At 71.9% G+C, this 16,987-nt stretch carries 18 protein-coding genes; 12 read left to right on the top strand and 6 right to left on the bottom strand.

What is annotated here, in order from left to right:
* Positions 1-10 precede the first annotated feature (10 nt).
* The 7 genes from rhaS to ABZX85_RS22310 all read left to right on the top strand — a co-directional run bounded on the left by rhaS (position 11) and on the right by ABZX85_RS22310 (position 6,927).
* The gene (gene rhaS / locus ABZX85_RS22280) at positions 11-1,093 is read left to right on the top strand and encodes a rhamnose ABC transporter substrate-binding protein (protein WP_355871172.1); all 1,083 of its coding nucleotides are present in this window, start codon (positions 11-13) and stop codon (positions 1,091-1,093) included.
* A gap of 17 nt (positions 1,094-1,110) precedes the next feature.
* Positions 1,111-1,431 carry an L-rhamnose mutarotase gene (locus tag ABZX85_RS22285; RefSeq protein ID WP_355871175.1) on the top strand — a complete coding sequence of 107 codons (321 nt, stop codon included), beginning with the start codon at positions 1,111-1,113 and terminating at the stop codon, positions 1,429-1,431.
* A gap of 42 nt (positions 1,432-1,473) precedes the next feature.
* Positions 1,474-2,895, top strand: a complete 1,422-nt coding sequence (locus tag ABZX85_RS22290; RefSeq protein ID WP_355871178.1) for a BNR repeat-containing protein — start codon at positions 1,474-1,476, stop codon at positions 2,893-2,895.
* 82 nt (positions 2,896-2,977) lie between these two features.
* Positions 2,978-4,003, top strand: coding sequence for a LacI family DNA-binding transcriptional regulator (locus ABZX85_RS22295; RefSeq protein ID WP_355871181.1), 1,026 nt, complete (start codon positions 2,978-2,980; stop codon positions 4,001-4,003).
* 41 nt (positions 4,004-4,044) lie between these two features.
* A complete protein-coding gene (locus ABZX85_RS22300; protein WP_355871184.1) occupies positions 4,045-5,334 on the top strand; it encodes an alpha/beta fold hydrolase in 1,290 nt (429 codons plus the stop codon).
* Positions 5,334-6,065: a PIG-L deacetylase family protein gene (locus ABZX85_RS22305; RefSeq protein ID WP_355871187.1), complete on the top strand. Its 732-nt coding sequence runs from the start codon at positions 5,334-5,336 to the stop codon at positions 6,063-6,065. The genes ABZX85_RS22300 and ABZX85_RS22305 overlap by 1 nt, the downstream gene beginning before the upstream one ends.
* Before the next feature lie 52 nt (positions 6,066-6,117).
* Positions 6,118-6,927 carry a pentapeptide repeat-containing protein gene (locus tag ABZX85_RS22310; RefSeq protein WP_355871190.1) on the top strand — a complete coding sequence of 270 codons (810 nt, stop codon included), beginning with the start codon at positions 6,118-6,120 and terminating at the stop codon, positions 6,925-6,927.
* On the opposite strand, the gene ABZX85_RS22315 is transcribed toward ABZX85_RS22310, so the two are convergent.
* Complete coding sequence (locus ABZX85_RS22315) at positions 6,889-8,508, bottom strand: cytochrome P450 (RefSeq protein WP_355871193.1); 1,620 nt, start codon at positions 8,506-8,508, stop codon at positions 6,889-6,891. The genes ABZX85_RS22310 and ABZX85_RS22315 overlap by 39 nt on opposite strands.
* Before the next feature lie 108 nt (positions 8,509-8,616).
* Here ABZX85_RS22315 and ABZX85_RS22320 point away from each other — a divergent pair, with 108 nt between their 5' ends.
* Positions 8,617-9,222, top strand: a complete 606-nt coding sequence (locus ABZX85_RS22320) for a TetR/AcrR family transcriptional regulator (RefSeq protein WP_355871195.1) — start codon at positions 8,617-8,619, stop codon at positions 9,220-9,222.
* A 133-nt stretch (positions 9,223-9,355) separates the two neighbouring features.
* Positions 9,356-10,075 carry a DUF2470 domain-containing protein gene (locus ABZX85_RS22325; protein ID WP_355871198.1) on the top strand — a complete coding sequence of 240 codons (720 nt, stop codon included), beginning with the start codon at positions 9,356-9,358 and terminating at the stop codon, positions 10,073-10,075.
* Positions 10,076-10,119: 44 nt separating this feature from the next.
* Here the strand turns inward: ABZX85_RS22325 and ABZX85_RS22330 are convergent, their stop codons facing one another.
* Both ABZX85_RS22330 and ABZX85_RS22335 read right to left on the bottom strand, forming a co-directional pair.
* Positions 10,120-11,337 (bottom strand): lactonase family protein, encoded by a 1,218-nt coding sequence (locus ABZX85_RS22330; RefSeq protein ID WP_355871201.1) that lies wholly within the window; start codon positions 11,335-11,337, stop codon positions 10,120-10,122.
* A 418-nt stretch (positions 11,338-11,755) separates the two neighbouring features.
* Entirely contained in the window at positions 11,756-12,781 is a 1,026-nt protein-coding gene (locus ABZX85_RS22335; protein ID WP_355871203.1) for a hypothetical protein, read from the bottom strand.
* A 242-nt stretch (positions 12,782-13,023) separates the two neighbouring features.
* On the opposite strand from ABZX85_RS22335, the gene ABZX85_RS22340 reads away from it, so the two are divergent.
* Together ABZX85_RS22340 and ABZX85_RS22345 are read left to right on the top strand one after the other, a co-directional pair.
* Entirely contained in the window at positions 13,024-13,563 is a 540-nt protein-coding gene (locus ABZX85_RS22340; RefSeq protein WP_355871206.1) for an erythromycin esterase family protein, read from the top strand.
* Positions 13,564-13,577: 14 nt separating this feature from the next.
* Positions 13,578-14,225 (top strand): erythromycin esterase family protein, encoded by a 648-nt coding sequence (locus ABZX85_RS22345; RefSeq protein WP_355871209.1) that lies wholly within the window; start codon positions 13,578-13,580, stop codon positions 14,223-14,225.
* Here the strand turns inward: ABZX85_RS22345 and ABZX85_RS22350 are convergent.
* Together ABZX85_RS22350 and ABZX85_RS22355 are read right to left on the bottom strand one after the other, a co-directional pair.
* Positions 14,176-15,066 (bottom strand): MBL fold metallo-hydrolase, encoded by an 891-nt coding sequence (locus tag ABZX85_RS22350; protein ID WP_355871212.1) that lies wholly within the window; start codon positions 15,064-15,066, stop codon positions 14,176-14,178. The two genes, ABZX85_RS22345 and ABZX85_RS22350, sit on opposite strands and share 50 nt — an antisense overlap.
* Before the next feature lie 86 nt (positions 15,067-15,152).
* Entirely contained in the window at positions 15,153-15,932 is a 780-nt protein-coding gene (locus ABZX85_RS22355; protein ID WP_355871215.1) for an oxidoreductase, read from the bottom strand.
* A gap of 85 nt (positions 15,933-16,017) precedes the next feature.
* Here ABZX85_RS22355 and ABZX85_RS22360 point away from each other — a divergent pair, with 85 nt between their 5' ends.
* The gene (locus tag ABZX85_RS22360) at positions 16,018-16,452 is read left to right on the top strand and encodes a MarR family transcriptional regulator (protein WP_355871450.1); all 435 of its coding nucleotides are present in this window, start codon (positions 16,018-16,020) and stop codon (positions 16,450-16,452) included.
* A 25-nt stretch (positions 16,453-16,477) separates the two neighbouring features.
* Here the strand turns inward: ABZX85_RS22360 and ABZX85_RS22365 are convergent, their stop codons facing one another.
* Complete coding sequence (locus tag ABZX85_RS22365; protein WP_355871217.1) at positions 16,478-16,972, bottom strand: FBP domain-containing protein; 495 nt, start codon at positions 16,970-16,972, stop codon at positions 16,478-16,480.
* Positions 16,973-16,987 lie beyond the last annotated feature (15 nt).

Raw genomic sequence — 16,987 nt, forward strand, 5'->3', positions numbered from 1 at the left:
GGAACCCGCCATGAACAAGAGAACCCTCCGCCGCGCCTGCGTCGCGCTCGCCGCCGTCTCCTCCCTCGCCCTCACCGCCACCGCGTGCGGCGGCACCACCAAGGAGGACGTGAAGAGCGAGAGCAGCGGCGCCGCGAACACCGGCGGCAAGGCCGACCCGAACGCGGCCACCAAGAAGGGCCTGACCGTCGGCTTCCTGCCGAAGCAGGTCAACAACCCCTACTTCACCTCCGCCGACAAGGGCGGCGAGGCCGCGCTGAAGGAACTCGGCTCCTCCTACAAGGAGGTGGGCCCCTCCAGCGCCACCGACACCGCCGGGCAGGTCAGTTACGTCAACACCCTGACCCAGCAGCAGGTCGACGCGATGGCCGTGTCCGCGCAGGACCCGGGCGCGCTGTGCACCGCGCTCAAGCAGGCGATGAGCAACGGCATCAAGGTCGTCACCTACGACTCGGACACCAACCCCGAGTGCCGCAACGCCTTCATCTCGCAGGCCAGCGGCGAGGACCTGGGCCGCACCGAGGTCCAGCTGCTCGCCCAGCAGATCGGCTACAAGGGCGAGATCGCGATCCTGTCGGCCGCGCAGACCGCGACCAACCAGAACGCGTGGATCGAGTTCATGAAGGAAGAACTCAAGGACCCGAAGTACAAGGACATCAAGCTCGTCAAGGTCGCGTACGGCAACGACGACGCCCAGCAGTCCTTCCAGCAGACGCAGGGCCTCCTCCAGGAGTACCCGAACCTGAAGGGGATCATCTCCCCGACCACCGTCGGCATCAAGGCCGCCGCCCAGTACCTCTCCGGCTCCAAGTACAAGGGCAAGGTCAAGCTGACCGGCCTCGGCACCCCCAACGACATGCGCAACTACGTCAAGAACGGCACCGTCGAGGCGTTCGAGCTGTGGGACCCGGCGAAGCTCGGCGCGCTGGCCGCGCAGACCGCCGTCGCCCTGGCCTCCGGGCAGATCACCGGCAAGGAGGGCGAGACCTTCAAGGCCGGCGGGACGTCCTACACGATCGGCGCGAACGGCGTGATCACGCTCGGCAAGCCGACCGTGTTCGACGCGAAGAACATCGACCAGTTCAACTTCTGATCAGCCAGGGGGCGTTGGTGCAGCGAGTCTGTTTTCTCCTCAAGGTCCGTGCCGAGCGGCTGGACGAGTACCGCGAACGCCACGCGCAGGTGTGGCCGGACATGCTGGCGGCGCTCAGCGCCACCGGCTGGCGGAACTACTCGCTGTTCCTGCGCGAGGACGGTCTCCTGGTGGGCTACCTGGAGACCGACGACTTCGCCGCCGCGCAGGCCGGCATGGAGGCCACCGACGTCAACGCCCGCTGGCAGGCCGAGATGGCGCCGTTCTTCGAGTCGCTGGACGGCGCCCGCCCGGACGAGGCCATGAAACCGCTCACCGAGGTCTTCCACCTCGCCTGAACCCCGACTTCCCCAGGGGACCCCCGTATTCAGGAGCCGCGCATGAAAAGACGTACCGTCCTCACGACGGCGATACTTGCCGCCGTGAGCACGCCAGGTATAGCGGGAACGGCGCGAGCGGCCGACCCCGGCCCCTCCGTCACCCTCCGCCAGAACACCCAACTCGACGCCCAGGCCGTCTTCTTCGTCTCCTACGACGGCCTCGTCAACAACAACTCGTTCCAGAAGAACGGCCTGTTGACCTACAAGGGCTACCAGTACGCCGTCTGGTACACGGCCGCCCGCAACGCGGTCGTCGCCCGCCGGGCCCTGGGCGCCGCGTCCTGGTCCACGGTCACCCTCTCCCACCAGCTCAAGGCGAGCGACTCCCACAACGTCATCTCCATGGGCGTCTCCAAGGTGGACGGCCGCCTCCACCTCAACATGGACTCCCACAGCGACGGCTTCTTCTACGTCAAATCCGTCGCCGGCCTCATGGACAACCCCGGTACCACCGCGTGGACTTCGGCCGCGTTCGGCGCCGTCCAGACCACGCTGGACGGGCTGGCGCTCACCACCCAGTTCACCTACCCCCAGTTCATCGCCACGCCCGAGGGCAGGTTGCAGCTCAGCTACCGGGTCGCGATCTCCGGCAACGGCCGCAACGCCCTCGCGGAGTACGACGGTTCGAGCTGGACGGCGCTCGGGGAGTGGTCCAGCTCGACGGGGACCTACACCAGCGAGCACGGCTCCTCGACGGCCCGCAACATGTACCTCCACGGCATCGACTACGACAGGAACGGCCGCCTGCACTCCTTCTTCACCTGGCGGGAGCAGAACGGCGCGGTCATGTGCTCCTCCGGCGGCATCACCAACCACGACACCGGCTACGTCTACTCCGACGACCGGGGCCGCACCTGGCGCAACAACGCGGGGACGGCCGTCGGCACCACCGGCGGCTCCGACAAGGTCGCGGTCACCGACGCCGGGCTCGTCGTCGACGCCCTCAACCCCGACCACTCCCTGATGAACCAGGAGAGCCAGACCACCGACTCCTCGGGCCTGCCGCACGCGGTCATCTCCTACGTCCCCGGCCGCTTCGGCCAGTGCACGACGAACTACGTGAACGACCGCACGGCCAACGGACGCGCCTTCCACCTGCGCAAGAACAGCTCCGGCGGCTGGCAGAAGACCGAGATCCCGGTCCCGCTGAACTCCAGCCAGCGCACCAAGCTGGTCCTGGACAAGTACGACAACGCCTACGCGATCCTCCCCTTCGGCCGGATCGCCGCCGCCTCCAAGGCGTCCGGCTACACCGACTGGACCCTCCTGTACGACGGCTCCGGCCTCAACGCGTTCGGGGAGGTCGTCATCGACGAGTCCCGGGTCGCCGCCGACAACGTGCTCTCCTTCATGTACCAGGAGAAGTCCAGCGGCACGACGCCGTCGGCACTGCACGTCGTCGACTTCACGCTGCCCGCCTGATCCACCAGGGGTACGGCGCAGGCCCTGACGGTAGTGTGACGTCCGGCCCGCCGTACCCCGTTCACCTGGAGGTCTCCGTCCGATGGCCCAGTCGGTGGGTATCAAGGACGTCGCCCGCGCCGCCGGAGTCTCCGTCGGCACGGTCTCCAACGTCATCAACCGCCCGGAGACGGTCGCGACCGAGACCCGGGCGCGCGTGCTGTCCGCGATCGACCGGCTCGGGTACGTCCGCAGCGAGTCCGCGCGGCAACTGCGCGCCGGGCGCAGCCGGATCATGGGGCTGCTCGTCCTCGACATGGGCAACCCCTTCTTCGTCGACGTCGCCCGGGGCGCCGAGCGCGCCGCCCGGGACGCCGGGCTCGGCGTGATGGTCTGCAACAGCGCCGAGAGCGTCAGCGAGGAGGCCGACTACCTGTCCCTCTTCGCCGAGCAGCGGGTGCGGGGCGTCCTGTTCACACCGGCCGACGCGACCGGGCGGAACATAGCGTCGTTCCGGCGCCACGGCATCCCGTTCGTGCTGGTCGACCGGGTCTCCGACGGGACGACCGAGTGCTCGGTCTCCGTCGACGACGTCGCCGGCGGCGCCCTCGCCGTACGGCATCTCCTCGACGCCGGGCACCGGTCCATCGCCTACGTCAGCGGGCCGCCCGGCTTCAACCAGGTCCGCGACCGCCGTACCGGCGCCCTCCAGGCGCTCACCGAGGCGGGGCTCGGGCCCGAGCGGCTGCGGGAGCTGCCGACGGAACGGCTCGACGTCGCCGCCGGACGCGACGCGGGCGCCCGGCTGCTGGGCCTCGCCGACCGGCCGACGGCCGTGTTCTGTGCGAACGACCTGCTGGCCCTCGGCGTCCTCCAGGCCATGTACGCGGCCGGCGTGAACGTCCCGGACGACCTCGCGATCGTCGGCTACGACGACATCGAGTTCGCGGCGGCGGCGGCCGTCCCCCTGACCTCGGTCCGCCAGCCCGCGGTGACCATGGGGGCGCTGGCCGCGGAACTCCTCCTGGAGGAGACGGACGAGGACACCCCGAAGCGGGCGCACGAACACCGCAGGGTCGTGCTCCAGCCGGAACTGGTGGTCCGGAGGTCGAGTCTGTCGGCGCGGTGAGTGATCATGGGTGGGACCGCCTCACCCCTCCGGGAGCCTCCTTGACCCTCGCCAGCTACCGCCAGCCCGGTGTCGTCCTCACCGATCACCGCTTCACCGTGCCGCTCGACCACGCCGACCCCGCCGGGGAGACGATCTCGCTGTACGCCCGTGAGCTGGTCGCCGGGGAGAAGGCGGGGCAGGAGCTGCCCTGGCTGGTCTATCTCCAGGGCGGTCCGGGCTTCGGGGCGGAGCGCAGCGTGGGCCGGCCGGGGTGGCTGGCGCGGGCCCTGCGCGAGTACCGGGTCCTCCTCCTCGACCAGCGCGGCACGGGCCACTCGACACCGGCCAACCGGCAGACGCTGCCGCTGCGGGGCGGGCCGGCCGAGCAGGCGGCGTACCTCACGCACTTCCGCGCCGACTCCATCGTCCGCGACTGCGAGCTGATCCGCCGCGAGCTGACCGGCGGCGCCCCCTGGACGGCGCTCGGCCAGAGCTACGGCGGCTTCTGCGCGGTCACGTACCTGTCGCTGGCCCCCGAGGGCCTCGCCGCCGCGCTCATCACCGGCGGCCTGCCCTCGCTCGACGCGCACGCGGACGACGTCTACCGCGCCGCCTACCCGCGCATGGAGCGCAAGGTGGCCGCGCACTACGCCCGCTACCCGCAGGACGTCGAGCGGGCCCGCCGGATCGCCGAACACCTCGCGGACCGGCCCGTGACCCTCCCCAACGGCGGTCTCCTCACGGTCGACGGGTTCCGCAGCCTCGGCATCCTCCTCGGCGGCGGCGAGGGCAGCCACCGCCTCCACCACCTCCTGGAGGACGCGTTCGTCCCGGCCGTCGGCGGCGAGACCCTCTCCGACGAGTTCCGGGAGAACCTCCAGAGCCACCTCTCGTACGCGAAGAACCCCCTCTACGCCCTGGTCCACGAGTCGATCTACGGCCAGGACGACCGCCCCACCGCCTGGTCGGCCGACCGGGTCCGCGGCGAGTTCCCGCAGTTCGAGGGCGTCACCGACCCGTTCCTGTTCACCGGCGAGACCATCCACCCCTGGATGTTCGACCACGACCCCGCCCTGCGCCCCCTGAAGGAGACGGCCGACCTCCTGGCCGCCCGCACCGACTGGACCCCGCTCTACGACAAGGCCCGCCTCGCGGCGAACGAGGTCCCGGTCGCCGCGGCGGTCTACCACGACGACCTGTACGTCCACACCCCGCACTCCCTGGAGACCGCGAGGTCGGTCAAGGGCCTGCGGACCTGGGTGACGGACGAGTTCGAGCACGACGGAATCCGCGCGGGCGGCCCGCGCGTCCTGGACCGCCTGCTGGCGCTGACCCGAGACGAGGCGTGATGACGACCCCCTTGCGACCCCTGCCCGAGGACTGGCACAAGGCACTCGCGGTGGTGGCCCACCCCGACGACCTCGAATACGGCTGCTCCGCCGCCGTGGCCGCCTGGACGGACGCCGGGAAGGAGGTCGCCTACCTCCTGGCCACCCGCGGCGAGGCCGGCATCGACACCCTGCCCCCGGAGCGCTGCGCCCCGCTCCGCGAACAGGAACAGCGGGCCAGCGCGGCCGTCGTCGGCGTCACGTCCGTCGAGTTCCTGGACCACCGCGACGGCGTCGTCGAGTACGGCCCGCCCCTCAGGCGGGACATCGCGGCGGCGATCAGGCGGCACCGCCCCGACCTGGTGATCACCCTCAACCACCGCGACACCTGGGGAGACGTCGCCTGGAACACCCCGGACCACGTGGCCGTGGGCCGGGCGACGCTGGACGCGGCGGCCGACGCGGGCAACCGCTGGATCTTCCCGGAGCTGACGGAACAGGGCCTGGAACCCTGGAACGGCGTCCGCTGGGTCGCGGTCGCGGGCTCCGTCACCCCGACGCACGCCGTGGACGCGACGACGGGCCTGGACCGCGCGGTCGCCTCCCTGGTCGCGCACCGGACGTACATAGAGGCACTGACCGACGAGGACCCCGAGCAGTACGCGCGGACGTTCCTCACGGACGTCGCCGGGACGGTCGGGGAACGCTTCGGGGGCCGCCCGGCGGTGGCGTTCGAACTGTTCACCCGCTAGCGCCGCGATTATCGGTTCGCCGGGCAAGTGCGCAGGTCAGTAGGGTGGCGGGATGGAAGAGACCAGGCCCGCGCCGGCCGACCTGCGCGGCTACTGCGGCAACTGCTTCGGGCTGTGCTGTGTGGCGCTGCCCTTCGCGCGCTCGGCGGACTTCGCCTTCGACAAGCCCGCCGGCACCCCCTGCCGCAACCTCCTGGCGGACCACACCTGCGGCATCCACACGGAGTTGCGGCGCCGGGGCTTCGCCGGCTGCACGGTGTACGACTGCCTCGGCGCCGGCCAGAAGGTCTCCCAGGTCGTCTTCGAGGGCCGTGACGGAGGCCGCCGGATGCACGAAGTCTTCCCGGTGGTAAGGCAGTTGCACGAACTGCTGACCTACCTCACCGAAGCCCTCGCCCTGCCCGCCGCCCGCCCCGTGCACGCGGAACTCCGCGAGGCCCTCGACCGCACGGACGCGCTCACCCGGGGGACGCCGGAGGAACTGACCGCGCTGGACGTCGGCGCCCACCGGCAGGCGGTCGCCCGACTCCTCTTCGAGGCGAGCGAGTTGACGCGCGCGAAGGTGCGGGGACGCAAGAAGCGGCACCGGGGCGCGGATCTGATGGGCGCCCGCCTCAAGGGCGCCGACCTGCGCGGGGCCGACCTGAGAGGCGCCTATCTGATCGCCGCCGACCTCACGGGCGCGGATCTGCGAAGCGCCGACCTGATCGGGGCGGACCTGCGGGACGCCGACCTCGGCGGCGCCGACCTCACCGGGGCGCTCTTCCTGACCCAGCCGCAGGTGGACGCGGCTCGGGGGAACGCGGGGACCCGGCTGCCGGGGTCAGTCGGCAGGCCGGTGCACTGGGCAGCCGGGGGCTGAGGCGGGGGAGTTGTGGGAGTCTGGGGCGGTCGCGGGGGTTTCCGGCGCGGCCGTCGCCCGGTTCGCGAGGGGAGTCGCAGGGTCCTCAAGAGGCGGGCCGTCAAGGGCTGCTGACGGGGCCTCAACATCCCGCGCGGGGGCGGCCGTTCGCCGGTCCAGGCCGAGCCGCAGCCCCTCCGGCATCAGTGTCAGCCGTTCGGTCACCCGCAGTTCGTACCCCGGGTCCGCCCGCAGGGTGTAGCGGCGCAGCAGGAGCCCGAGGACCAGCGTCGCCTCGTGCAGCGCGAACTGGCGGCCGATGCAGGCCCGCGCCCCCGTCCCCCACGGCTTGAAGGTGTGCGCGGGCCGGGCGCGGACCGCCGCCGCGTCGAAGCGGTCCGGGTCGAACCGCTCGGCGTCCGGGCCCCACACCTCGGGGTCGCGGTGCAGCATCGGCGTCAGGACGAGCGCCCAGGCACCCCGCCGCATCGGATGCTCCCCGGCGAGGACGGTGTCCTCCCGGGCCTCCCGCGAGAACGCGGGCGCCGTCGGCCACAGCCGCAGCGTCTCGTCCAACACCCTGCGCACGTACCGGAGTCGGGCGACCTGCTCGTACCCGGGCACCTCCGCGTCACCCCACACCCGGTCCACCTCCGCGCGGGCGCGGGCGGCGATCTCGGGGTGCAGGGAGAGGTAGTGCAGCGCGAAGGAGAGCGCCCCGGACGTCGTCTCGTGCCCGGCGACCAGGAACGTGATCACCTGACGGCGCACGTTCTCGGCGGACAGCCGTTCACCGGTCCGCGGGTGCGCCGTGTCCAGCATCCGGTCGAGGAGGTCGCCGTCCCCGCCGCCGTCCGCCTTCCGGGCCCGGACGAGAGCGTCGACCGTGTCGTTCAGGTATGCCATGTCGGCCTCGTTGCGCCGGGCCGCGCCGCGGTGGAGGGCGGGGAAGGGGAGGCCGTTGAGGCGCTGGGCGTAGCTGAGGGTGCCGACCATCGCGGAGACGAAGGGGTGCGGGCGGCTGCGCTCGAAGGAGCCGAAGTCGTGCCCGAAGCCGGTGCGGGAGATCGTCTCCAGCGTCAGCTTCGTCATGTCCCCGGGGACGTCCACCGGTGTGCCCGCTGCCGCCGCCCGGTCCCAGCGGTCGGTCAGGCGGGCCGCCACGTCCAGCATCATCGGGTGGTACGCGGCCATCGCGTCCCGGCTGAACCCGGGCGCCAGCACGTCGTGCGCGAGCTGCCAGTTCGGCTCGTCGTTGTACGCCGTGAACAGCGCGTCCCCGGCGATCGGGCGGAGGTTGGCGATGCCGAGGCCGACGTACTTCGCGAACCGGGACTCGTCCGCGAGGTCGGCGGCGTAGCGGGCGCCGCCCACGAAGACGAACTCCTTGCCGAACGCCTTGCGGCGGAAGACCGGCCCGATCTCGGCGCCGAACCGCACGGTGTCCTGGAGGGGCGTCTTCCGGTTCACGCCCCGGACGTCGCCGAGGAGCGGGAGCCGGCCCTTCGGGTGGGGTATGCGGCCCAGTTCGGGCCAGCCCCGCGCGGCGTCGCGGAAGCCCTTGGGCAGGCGGGTGCCGGTGCCTGTCGTCGTCTCCGTCATGACGCGATCTCCCTTGATCCTGCGGCACTTCGAGCCTGTTGTACGTGGATTCAATAGCGCGTTTCAGTCTGATCCGCCCGCTGAACCGGCGTCAAGTAAAGTGCGGACATGACCGCCGAACAGGGCGAGCGCGTCCGGCGCCGGCTCAGTACGCAGGAGCGCCGCGAGCAGCTTCTGTCGGTCGGCGCGCGCCTGTTCTCCGAGAGTCCGTACGACGAGGTCTGGATCGAACAGGTCGCCGAGATCGCCGGGGTCTCGCGCGGGCTGCTCTACCACTACTTCCCGACGAAACGGGACTTCTTCGCGGCGGTCGTCGAGCGCGAGAGCGAACGGATGCTGATCCTGACGGCTGCGGTGCCGGGCGTGCCGGTGCGTGAGCAGCTCTCCGTCGGGCTCGACGTCTTCCTCGCGTACGTCGAGGCCCACGCCCACGGCTTCCGTGCCTTCCACCGCGCGGACTCGGCAGGTGACCAGGCCGTACGGCGCGTCTATCAGCGGGCGTTGGCCGCGCAGGAGCGGCAGATCCTCGCCGCGCTCGCCGCCGACCCCGAGTTCGGGCCGCTGTTCGGGGAGCGTCCGGAGGTGCGGCTCGCGGTGCGCGGGTGGCTGGCGTTCATGACGGCGGTGTCGCTGGAGTGGCTGCGGGGGGCGGAGTTGTCGCGGGATCAGGTGCGGGAGGTGTGCGCGCGGGCGTTGCTCGGGGTGCTGGTGTGAGGGAGGCGGGGGTGCCGGCTGGGGCGGGGTCGGAGTGGTGGTCGGTGTGACGGCCGGCGTGATGGCTGACGTGATGGTTGGCGTGGGCCTCGATCTTCGGTAGGTTAGGCAAGGCTTACCTAAGGAGGTCTTGATGAGTGACAGCCCGAGCTGGACGGCCGCGCCTTCCGCGGCGGAACGCGCCCGGTCGATCCTCGCCACCGCGTGGTCCTGCGGGGTCACCGCGGACGGCGGACGCGAGGAGTTCGTCGGCGCCCACACCGTCGGCGACGACGGCCGCGTACTGCTGTGCGTGCCCGACGACAGCGCCCTCGTCACGGCCGCGATCTGCGCGCCCCGAGGTGAGCCCTCGGCGGTCCTGGAGTTCGCCGACGTCGCCCCCGTGCCCGTCCGGGGCCGGATCAGGTCCCGCCTCTGGCTCGCCGGCTGGTTCGCCCCCGAGGACGGACTCCTCGGCTTCCACGCCACCCGCATCGTACTGAAACAGCCGACCGGCGCGGTCGTCGTGGACCGCGACGAGTTCGCCTCCGCCGCGCCCGATCCGCTGGCCGGCGCCGAGGCCCAGCTCCTCACCCACCTCGCCGACTCCCACCCCGACGCGGTCGAACGCCTCACCCGGCTCGTCGGCCGCGACAGCCTGCACGGCGCCGTCCGCGTCCACCCCCTCGCCGTCGACCGGCACGGGCTGACGCTGCGCATCGAGCGGGCGCGTACGCACGGGGACGTACGGCTGGCGTTCCACGCCCCCGCCGACGACGTCTCCCAACTCACCGAGCGGATGCACGCGTTGCTGACGCAGGCCAGCGCGGCGTCGTGCTCGCGGGCGTTGCAGCGGCAGCGCGAGGAGGGGTGAGGGCGTTCCGGTTCCCGGGAAGGGGCGGCTTCGGGGCGTGCCGGTCAGAGCGGCAGTGCGCAGACCGCCATCGGTGAGGGGTACGGTTCGCCGGCCGGGCGGAGGGTGCCGCTCGCCGGGTCCACGTGGAAGACGCTGACCGTGCCCGAGTGCTGGTTCGAGGCGAACAGCAGCCGGCCGTCGGGGGAGAGCGAGACGTGGCGGGGGAAGTCCCCGGCCACCGCGACCGTGCCGAGCAGCCGCAGCCGCGCGCCGTCCGCCTCCACGCCGTACCTGGCCAGCGTGTCGTCACCCCGGTTGGCCAGGAAGGCGTACGCCCCGTCCGGCGTCACCGCCAGCTGCGCCGGGTAGTTGGGGTTCTTGCGCGAGCCCGTCGGCTGCGGCTCCCCGATCGTCAGCCGGCCCGACGACGCGTCGTACGCGCACACCGCGACCGTGTCGTCCACCTCGTTCGCCAGGTACGCGTGGCGGCCGGCGGGGTGGAAGACCAGGTGCCGGGGGCCCGCGCCCTTGCGGGTGTTCGCCCTGGAGACCTCGGTGAGGGTGCCCGCGCTGTCGTCGAGGCGGTAGCTGTAGACCGTGTCGGTGCCCAGGTCCACCGCCAGCACATGACGGCCGTCCGGCGCCGTCACCATCTGGTGCGCGTGCGGGCCCTCCTGGCCGGGGCCCGGGGCGGGGGAGCCGTGCGTGAGGGAGTGGGCGCGCTCGCCCAGGGCGCCGTCCGCGCCGATCGGGTGCACCGCGACGCTTCCCGAGCCGTAGTCCGCGCTCAGCAGCCAGCGGCCGTTCGGGTGCACCGACACGTGACACGGGTACCGGCCGCCCGTCCCCCTGCTCCCCAGCACCTTGCCGTCGGCGATCCGCACCGCGCTCACCGCGCCCCGCTCGCGCTCGTTCGCCGTGTACAGGGTCCGGCCGTCCGGGTGCACCGCGAGGAACGAGGGGTCCGGGACGCCGGTCACCACTCCGGCCGTCGTGATCTCTCCCGTCACGGGGTGGTACGAGGCGACCCGGACGCCCTTGCCGCCGCCGTCCCGGGAGGTGTACGTGCCGATGTAGAGGGGGCGGGGGTCGGTGGCGGGGGTGGTGCTCGGGGTCGGGGCGGGGGTCGGGGTCGTGTTCGGGGGCGGGTCGACGGCCGCCGGTCCCTGTTCACCGCTGACCGCGGTCTCCCGCGTCTCGCCGGAACACCCCACGACACCGGCTCCGACCACAGCCCCGGTCACCGCGGCGAACCGCCGCCTGCTCCACCCGCCACTCATCCACACGCCTCCACGTCCTCGCCACCGGTGCCGTCCGACACCATGACCCGGAGGGGGGCCGGGATGCAAAACGGGGGCGGGGAGGCCGGGGCTTCTCGGGGGGAGCGCCGCGTGTCGGGGAGTGCTGCGTCTCTGGGGCGGAGTGCTGGGCGCCTTTCGCCGACACGAGCCGTGTCCGTACGCCGCCGCTCGGGGGAGACCGGCCGGTCGGAAGGCGAGTCCTGGCGGGTGCCGCCCGCCTCGGGAGGGAGGCGCCTCTCCGCCTCCTCCGCCGGTCGCCGAGGTGCTGTCGGCCTCTCCGCTCGGCCTTCTGAAAGCGACCTCCTCCGGTGGAAACGCCTCTCATCCCTCCGGTGGAAGCGTCCCCGCTCCTCCAGCGAAAGCGCCCCCACTCCTCCCGCGAAAACCCTCGCCCCCCTCACCACTCCCCGTCCTCCACCACCTCCCCCCGAGCGTCCTTCAGCGGCTTGACCTGTCCTGCCCCCGGCTCCTCCCAGGGGTCCAGGTCGTTCCCGATCCAGTCGCCCACCGGCTTCACGGCGCCCAGGGTGCCGGTCGGGGCCAGGTCCTGGGCGGATTCGTCGTAGTAGTCGAACCAGGGGAGCCCGGCGTGGGTGTAGGCCGCGCGGTCGACCGGGGAGGGCGGGGGAGCCTCGCCGGTGATGTGGTGCCATTCCGGGGGAGTGACGAGGTGGACGAAGAGGCGGCCCGCCGGGGTGGGGGACCAGTCGGAGAGGGGCCGGTCGTCCTCGTAGACCTCCTGCCGCATGGTGCCCCCGATGCCGAGCCCCATCGCCGCGGCGGCAGGGGCGCGGGGCGCGGCGGCGGGCATCGCGAGCATGGGGCCCGCCGAGGAGTCCTCCGCGAGGGTGGCGAAGGGGCCCAGCCGCTTCGTGTGCCGGCGCTGCGCCGCGCGCCACACCCGCAGCCGCTCCTCGGTCAGCGGGAAGGACTGGAGCTGGACGCCGCCCCAGGTCTCCTCACCGGTGACCTGTCCCTCGACCGTCGCCCCGAGGCCCAGCGGGACGGCGACGAACTGCCGGACGGTCCCCTTCCCGGAGTTGATGCCGTCGAGCCAGGGCTGGCGGGGGAGGACCACGTAGTTCTGCGGCTCCCGGGAGAGGCGGTCGCTCCACGGCTCGCCCGACACCGCGCAGACCTTCCCCACCCCTACCTGGAGCGCGGCCGGCTCGCCGGTCCCCGTGAAGTTCAGCCACATCGCTTCGCGGAGGTACATCGGCAGCATGACCCCGCCGCGCGCGAGCCAGTGCGCCGGAGCCGTCTTCGGATAGTCCGTGATCCGCCGCACCGGGAACTCCCCGAGCCCCGGCGGCAGCGGATGCGTCCCCGTCTCGGGCAGCCGCAGCGTCCGCATGAACCGCACGCTCACCCCGCCGGGCATCCGCACCGAGTCCCCGTCGATCCGTACCGTCGTCTCCGCCATGACTCCGCTCCCTCCGCCGTCGCCCCGCCGCACCGTCCGCCGTTGCCCGATGAACGCCCGGCCCTCCCCGCCCGGTTCCCCACCCTCACTCGATCACCCGTTCGGGTCAACCCGAATTCCCCCGCCCCTCGACTCGACCCACCCCTGAAGCGAACCCCCGCTCCCACGCCCCAGCCACCCCCACCCCACGACGGTGGCCCACCGGATGTCCCCCCTCCCGCCCGCCACGCGAACCTGTGCCCATGACCTGCGCCCGCTTAGCCCCCCTCGTCACCCTCCTCACTCTCACCACGCTCGCCGAGCCCGCAACAGCCACCGAACCCGCCCCGGCCGGCACCACCACCGCCCCGGCCACCTACACCCTTGCGTCCACCCCCACCTCCCCCTCCGTCCTCACCGCCCTGAACCGAGCCGCCCACCCCCTCCGCACGACCGAACCCGGCGGCGACACCAGCGACCTGCGCGCTCTGGACCGCGCGATCGGCGGCGCCCGGGTCGTCGGACTCGGCGAGGCCACCCACGGCTCGCACGAGTTCTTCGCCCTCAAGGCCCGCGTCTTCCGCCACCTCGTCGAGAAGAAGGGCTTCCGCACCTTCGCCCTGGAAGCCCCCTGGAGCACCGGCCGGCGCCTGGACGCGTACGTCGTGCACGGCGAGGGCGACGACATCGCCTGGACGGGCCCGGAGGTGTACGACGAGGTCGAGGCATACGTCGCCGAGCACAGCCCGGAGCTCCGTACGAGGTCCGCAAGGCGCGCGCCGAGCGGACGGCGCGGGCGCTGAAGCTGCTGAAAGGGATGCCGGCGGGGGCCGGTCGCGAGGCGGCCGTGCGGAACGCGACCGCCATCGACCGCACGGCGGGCCTGTACGCGTTCGCGTACGAGCGGGAGCCGGGGGAGATCGCCGCGGGGATGCGCTACCGGGACGAGGCGATGGCGGCGAACGTCGACGAGTGGGCGCGGCGCACCGGGACGAAGGTGCTGCTGTCGGCGCACGACGCGCACGTCGGGTACGTGCCGGTGGACCCGGTGAACTACCCGAAGGTGCAGGGCGCGTTCCTGAGGGACCGCCTCGGGGACGGGTACGTGAGCGTCGCGACGACCTTCGGGCGCGGCTCGTTCGTCGCCACCGGACCCGACGGGACGACGGTCGGACACTGGACGCTGGGCCCGCCCGAACCCGGCGGCAACGAGGAGACCCTCGACCGCGTCCGCCACCAGAGCTACGTCCTGGACCTGCGGACCGTCGGCGCGCCCGCGCGCGCGTGGCTGCGCGCGGCCCGCCCCACGCGCAGCATCGGAACGGCCTACCCGGACGACGGCCCCTCGGACGTCGCGCTCGCCCGCGCGCACGACGTGCTGATCCACCTCCACGAGGTGACGGCGGCCGTGCTCTCTACTCCTGGTGACCCAGTCGCACGATCATGTTCGGGTGGCGCTCGCTGAGCGCCTTCAGGGTGAGCAGGCTCTTGATGCTGGCCTCGCGCTCCTGCATGTACGTTCCGGGCTCGACGTCGTTGTCCCAGCCCCAGCGCGTGTGGCTGACGTCCCCGGTCATGAGTACCGGCCCCGCCGAGGTGCGGGCGAGGTAGGAGACGTGTCCGGTGGTGTGCCCCGGGGTCAGGATCGCGAAGAACGAGCCGTCGCCGAACACGTCGTTGACACCTTCCAGCCGCCCGCCGGGGTCCTTGGTGAACTGGAGTTCCTGAAGCGGCGGGCGTCCGGCCAGGAGGTGGTTGTTGGTTCCCTGGGCGAACAGGTTCAGGAACAGCGACGCCTCCGCCTCGTCGGCGCCCGTGTAGACGGGGACGTCCTTGGGCACGTCCGGGAGCCCGGAGACGTGGTCGAGGTGGAGATGGGTCATGAAGACCCCGCTCAGAGGGACTCCCTCCGCTTCGATGATCTCCGCGGTGCTCTGCCGCGGACGCATCTTGTCGATGCCTCCGTACTTCCTGAGCATCAGGCCGACCCCCACACCGACGGGGTCCTCCACCAGCCGCCGTGAGACACCGGTGTCGACCAGGAAGAAGCCGTGCGTGGGGTGCCGTACGACGTGGGCGTAGATCTTGATCGGTTCCTTGTGGTCGGTGATCCCGGCCGCGACGGCCTTCGGGTGCTTGATGTTGAGGAGTCCCGTGATCGGGGCCTCCCAGTCCGCGCCGACCGTCCTGACCTCGACCGGCCCCGGCTCGCCGAGCAGGGACTCCATGGCCGCCGCGCCGATCGGCCGGCCGATACGGGCGGGCTGGGTCTGGTGGGTGGTGGCCTTGAACGTGAGCATCTTCATGGTTGAACTCCTCATCCTTGATCACTGAAAACTGACGCGGACCGTCCCGCAAGCCGGGGGACCCGGGGTCCCGCTCCGGTTCAGATTCAGACGGTTTTGATGGTGCCGCCGTCGATGACGTAGTCGGCGCCGGTGATGTTGCCGGCCACGTCGGAGAGCAGGAACGCGATGAGGGCGGCGACTTCGTCGGGCTCGCTCATGCGGCCGGTCGTGATGTTCTGGGATGCCGCGATCTGCCGGACGAAGTCGGGGAGGGTGAGTCCTGCGGCGGTGGCGAGCTGGGCGACGGGGCCGTGGGGGTCTTCGTAGACGGTGGTGCGGACGAGGCCGGGGGAGACGGTGTTCACGCGGACGCCCTGGGGGCCGAACTCCTCGGCGAGGGATTTGCCGAGGGCGGTGACGGCCGCTTTGGCGGCGCTGTAGCTGGCCGGGACGCCGAGGGGCATGCGGGCGACGGCGGAGGAGATGTTGACGATCGCCCCGCGCCGTTCGGTCAGGCTGGGGAGGGCGGCGCGGGTGGCGCGGACGGTGGCGAGGACGTTGATGTCGAACATGCGGGTCCACTGGGTGTCGGGGGCGTCGAGGAAGCCCATGACGGCTTCGTCGCCGCCGCCGACGTTGTTGACCAGCAGGTCGATGCCGCCGAGTTCGGCCAGTGCTGTGTCGATGAGGGCGGTGACGCCGTCGGCGGTGCTCAGGTCCGCCGCGACCGTGAGTGCGCCGGTCTCCTTCAGTTCGGGGGTGATGGTCCGGGCGGCTCCTACGACGCGGACGCCTTCGCCGACGAGGGTACGGACGGTGGCGAGTCCGATGCCGCGGCCGGCGCCGGTGACGACGGCGGTCTTGCCTGTGAGGTTGAGGTCCATGGAACCCCTCCGATGCATATGGCTTGAATACTTAAAGCCATATCTATCATGGCTTTAAGTGGTGCGCTAGCCTGGACCCATGGCGATGACACAGGCACAGGCGGAAGCGGAGTGGGAACTGGGCAAGCTCCTGCACGACCTGGACATGCAGTGCAACGCCCGCATGCGCGAACGGGTGACCGGACTCGGCCTGACCGTCGCCCAGGCGTCCGCCCTGCGCGAGATGACCGGCCCGATGACCATGCGCGAACTCGCCGCACGCATGAGCTGCGAACCCTCCAACGCCACCGTCGTCATCGACAAACTCGAAACCCTCCACCTCATCGAACGCCGCCCCCACCCCACCGACCGCCGCGCCAAACAACTCGTCCTCACCCCCGAAGGCACCGACCTCCGGGAACGCCTGCTGAAGGCCCTCACCGAAGAACCCCTGTTCACCGGCCTCACGCAAGGCGAGCAGGGCGCACTGGAGAGCCTCCTCAAGCGGGCCCTCTCAGGTGATGAAATCCCCCGAGCCTGATGGCGTCGGGGGCGGACCGCCTCACTCAGGCGGAGAGCTTGTCTAGGAACGCGGAGAGTAGCCCCGTCGTCCGGGCGATCTGTTCCTCCACGGTCAGGCTCTCCTCGAACCGGCTGCCCGAGTCGGGGACCTTGCGGCCCCGGACGTACAGCGAACAGGCCAGGTCCGTGCACATGTACACGCCGACCGAGTTGCCGTCCCGGCCCGCCGCGCCGGCTTTCCGGGCGGTCATCAGGGAGACGCCGCCGCCCCGGTGCGTCGTCAGGCAGAGGGAGCACATGCTGCGGTGCAGGAAGCCCCGCTGGGACGACGGGAAGCGCAGGGTCACGCCGACGAGACGGCCCGCGTGTTCGGCGACCAGATAGCTGCGGTCGGGCGCGCCGGGGTCGCGCCAGCCCAGGAAGTCGAGGTCGTCCCAGGGGCGTTCGTCCAGGTCACGCGGGATCGCGAGCCGCTTGGCCTCACCTTTTGAACAGTTCACGAAGGAGTTGCGGATCTCCTGCTCGGTGAGCGCGCGCACGGATAGCCTCCAGAG

The sequence above is a fragment of the Streptomyces sp. NPDC004539 genome, from assembly GCF_040610055.1.
GTDB lineage: Bacteria > Actinomycetota > Actinomycetes > Streptomycetales > Streptomycetaceae > Streptomyces.

Coding starts and splice junctions, on each gene's coding strand:
- rhaS (WP_355871172.1), top strand. CDS start 11: ATGAACAAGAGAACCCTCCGCCGCGCCTGCGTCGCGCTCGCCGCCGTC.
- ABZX85_RS22290 (WP_355871178.1), top strand. CDS start 1,474: ATGAAAAGACGTACCGTCCTCACGACGGCGATACTTGCCGCCGTGAGC.
- ABZX85_RS22295 (WP_355871181.1), top strand. CDS start 2,978: ATGGCCCAGTCGGTGGGTATCAAGGACGTCGCCCGCGCCGCCGGAGTC.
- ABZX85_RS22305 (WP_355871187.1), top strand. CDS start 5,334: ATGACGACCCCCTTGCGACCCCTGCCCGAGGACTGGCACAAGGCACTC.
- ABZX85_RS22310 (WP_355871190.1), top strand. CDS start 6,118: ATGGAAGAGACCAGGCCCGCGCCGGCCGACCTGCGCGGCTACTGCGGC.
- ABZX85_RS22315 (WP_355871193.1), bottom strand. CDS start 8,508: ATGACGGAGACGACGACAGGCACCGGCACCCGCCTGCCCAAGGGCTTC.
- ABZX85_RS22320 (WP_355871195.1), top strand. CDS start 8,617: ATGACCGCCGAACAGGGCGAGCGCGTCCGGCGCCGGCTCAGTACGCAG.
- ABZX85_RS22325 (WP_355871198.1), top strand. CDS start 9,356: ATGAGTGACAGCCCGAGCTGGACGGCCGCGCCTTCCGCGGCGGAACGC.
- ABZX85_RS22330 (WP_355871201.1), bottom strand. CDS start 11,337: ATGAGTGGCGGGTGGAGCAGGCGGCGGTTCGCCGCGGTGACCGGGGCT.
- ABZX85_RS22335 (WP_355871203.1), bottom strand. CDS start 12,781: ATGGCGGAGACGACGGTACGGATCGACGGGGACTCGGTGCGGATGCCC.
- ABZX85_RS22340 (WP_355871206.1), top strand. CDS start 13,024: ATGACCTGCGCCCGCTTAGCCCCCCTCGTCACCCTCCTCACTCTCACC.
- ABZX85_RS22345 (WP_355871209.1), top strand. CDS start 13,578: ATGCCGGCGGGGGCCGGTCGCGAGGCGGCCGTGCGGAACGCGACCGCC.
- ABZX85_RS22350 (WP_355871212.1), bottom strand. CDS start 15,066: ATGAAGATGCTCACGTTCAAGGCCACCACCCACCAGACCCAGCCCGCC.
- ABZX85_RS22355 (WP_355871215.1), bottom strand. CDS start 15,932: ATGGACCTCAACCTCACAGGCAAGACCGCCGTCGTCACCGGCGCCGGC.
- ABZX85_RS22360 (WP_355871450.1), top strand. CDS start 16,018: ATGACACAGGCACAGGCGGAAGCGGAGTGGGAACTGGGCAAGCTCCTG.